Origin of the sequence: Streptomyces sp. (assembly GCF_035563135.1) — a bacterium.
Classification (GTDB): domain Bacteria; phylum Actinomycetota; class Actinomycetes; order Streptomycetales; family Streptomycetaceae; genus Streptomyces.
Genome location: NZ_DATMVN010000792.1, coordinates 1 through 2,859, shown reverse-complemented (window position 1 = coordinate 2,859; position 2,859 = coordinate 1). Strand labels below are relative to the sequence as shown.

The following is a 2,859-nucleotide window of genomic DNA, read 5'->3' as shown; positions in this document are numbered from 1 at the left end:
GGACCAGGTAGCGCTGGCCCGCGAGGAAGAAGCCGAAGACCGGCGCCAGCGCGACGATCGACATGGCGAAGACGGGACCCCACGGCGTCTGGCTGGTCGCGTCGACGAAGGTCCGCAGGGCGACCGGGACGGTGTACATCTCCGGGTCGGTCAGGAAGATCAGCTGGCTGAAGAAGTCGTTCCAGGTCCAGATGAAGGTGAAGATCGCGGTGGTCGCCAGGGCCGGCACCGACAGCGGCAGGATGATCCGCCAGAAGATGGCGAAGTGGCCACACCCGTCGATGCGCGCCGCCTCGTCGAGTTCGGTCGGGATACCACGGATGAACTGCACCATCAGGAAGACGAAGAACCCGTCGGTGGCGAGCAGTTTCGGCACGATCAACGGCCAGTAGGTGTTGATCCAGCCGATCTCCGAGAACATGATGTACTGCGGCACGATCACCACGTGGATCGGCAGCATCATCGTGCCGAGCATGACGGCGAACCAGAACTTCTTGAACCGGAACTCCAGTCGGGCGAACGCGTAGGCCGCCAGCGAACAGGCGAGCAGGTTACCGATGATCGAGCCGCCCACGATCACCACGGAGTTCCAGATGTAGTGACCGAAGTCCTCGGGGAGCGCCGTCCAGCCGTCCGGGTAGTTCTGGCCGGTGACCCGCGAGGGGATCAGGCCCGTCTGGCTGAAGATGTCCTCGGTGAACTTGAACGAGCTCGAGACCATCCACAGCAGCGGGTACAGCATGAGCGCTGCGAATGCGATGAGCCCCAGGTGCGCGAGATAACGGGGCCGCCTCTTCTCCCTGCGTGGTGGCAGGGCGGCCGTACCGGCGACGGGTTCGGCCACGGACAGGTCAGTCGCCATAGAACACCCAATACTTCGAGGCGATGAAGTTGACGGCCGTCAGGCCGCCGACGATGAGGAGGAGGACCCACGCGAGAGCTGACGCGTAGCCCATGTCGAAGTTGCCGAACCCGCGCTGGTACAGGTACAGCGTGTAGAACAGCGTGGAATCGGCCGGACCACCCGTGCCCCCGCTGACGATGAACGCCTGGGTGAAGGTCTGGAAGGCATTGATGATCTGCAGGACCAGGTTGAAGAAGATGATCGGCGAGAGCAGCGGCAGGGTGACCGCGAAGAACTGGCGCACCTTGCCGGCCCCGTCCAGGGACGCCGCCTCGTAGTACATGGTCGGGATCTGCCGGAGACCGGCCAGGAAGATGACCATCGGCGCACCGAACGTCCAGACGTTCAGGATGATCAGCGTGCCCAGCGCGTAGTCCGGGTCCGAGACCCACCCGGGCGGGTTCTCCACACCGAGGAACTGCAGCACCCCGTTCAGCAGGCCCTCGGAGCCGAAGATCTGCCGCCAGAGGATCGCGATGGCGACGCTGCCACCCAGCAGGGACGGCAGGTAGAAGATCGAGCGGTAGAGGGCCAGGCCGCGCAGCCCGCGGTCGAGCACCATCGCCAGGAACAGGGCGAAGGCCAGCTGCAACGGGACCGACACCAGCACGTAGACGAAGGTGACCTTCAGGGACTGGTAGAAGCGCGGGTCGTCCAGCATCCGCTGGTAGTTCTCCAGCCCCGTCCACTCCGGCGCGCCGATGAGGCTGTAGTCGGTGAAGGACAGGTAGGCGGAGGCCACGATCGGCCCCGCCGTGATGAACAGCAGGCCGGCGAACCACGGGGCCAGGAAGAGGTAGGGCGTCACTCCGCCCCAGGAGCGCTTCTTCCTTGCGGCGCGGGGTCGCCCGCCGGCCGCGGCCGCGTCCTCGGGACGCGTGCGTGGCTCGACGTCGAGCGTGGACGGCACGGGCTCTCACCTCTCTCGGGGGGCTCGCGTGGGATCGGTCCGGGATGGAGCTCGGGATGGGGCTCTGTGCGCTGCCTCACAACGCGGTAAGCGCTTTCTAGCGGGTGTCCGGAGCAGTGTCAACGCCCTCTCGCGGAACGGCGTGGCGCGTGTCCCTGGTCACAGTAGGGTAAGCGCTTTCTCACATCCCGGTCAACGGCGACCTCCCGATGGACGACCGGTGCGCCCGCCGACGTCTCGTCCGGAGCGGCACAACCCCGCGATGAGCTGGGCGTTCGCGTCCATCGTTCGGTCACCGCGTCCGCGGCCGCGTCGCAGCTCCTGGGCAAGCACTTTCCAAGACGGGAGCCGCTGGCTACGCTGCAGTCCGACCCGGCGGCCCTTCCGGACGCCGTCGGCAGGATCGGGGGAACTCGTGTCGGAGACGTCCCAGCTGACCGGTCGCGTCGTGCTCGTCGGCGCCCACGGTCACGGCCGGTGGCACCTGCAGAACCTCCGCCGGCTGGCCGGCTCCACGGGGGTGCGCCTGGTCGGCGTCTGCGACCAGCGCCCCCTCGACGGCGAGCTGCGGGAGCTCGCGGGGGACGTGCCGGTGTCGGCCTCGCTCCCCGACCTGATCGCCGCGACGGCGCCCGACGCCACGATCGTCTGCACGCCGATCCACACCCACACCCAGCTGGCACTGGGGGCCGTGGAGGCGGGCAGTGCCGTGCTGCTGGAGAAGCCCCCCGCTCCGACCCTGGCCGAGTTCCACCACCTCGTCGCCGGCGTCGACGCCTCCGGGATGGCCTGCCAGATCGGCTTCCAGAGCCTCGGGTCCGAGGCGATCGGGCGGGTCCGGTCCCTGCTGGCGGACGGCGCGATCGGCGACGTCCGCGGCATCGGGGGTGCCTGCGCCTGGACCCGGGACGCCAGCTACTACGGACGCGCCGCGTGGGCCGGCCGGCGCACGATGGACGGCGTGCCGGTCGTCGACGGCGCGCTCACCAACCCCTTCGCGCACGCCGTCGCCACGGCACTCGCGGTCGCCGGGGCGACCGGCCCG

At 68.6% G+C, this 2,859-nt stretch carries 3 protein-coding genes; 1 reads left to right on the top strand and 2 read right to left on the bottom strand.

Annotation, left to right across the window (positions count from 1 at the left end; translation table 11 throughout):
• Both VN520_RS35240 and VN520_RS35235 read right to left on the bottom strand, forming a co-directional pair.
• Positions 1–862 (bottom strand): carbohydrate ABC transporter permease (locus tag VN520_RS35240; protein ID WP_325751024.1); only part of this gene is annotated, 862 nt, incomplete at its 3' end.
• Positions 852–1,814, bottom strand: coding sequence for a sugar ABC transporter permease (locus tag VN520_RS35235; protein ID WP_325751023.1), 963 nt, complete (start codon positions 1,812–1,814; stop codon positions 852–854). The genes VN520_RS35240 and VN520_RS35235, both read right to left, overlap by 11 nt.
• A 415-nt stretch (positions 1,815–2,229) precedes the next feature.
• Between VN520_RS35235 and VN520_RS35230 the strand changes: the two genes are divergently transcribed.
• A partial coding sequence (locus tag VN520_RS35230) for a Gfo/Idh/MocA family oxidoreductase (RefSeq protein WP_325751022.1) occupies positions 2,230–2,859 on the top strand: 630 nt, incomplete at its 3' end.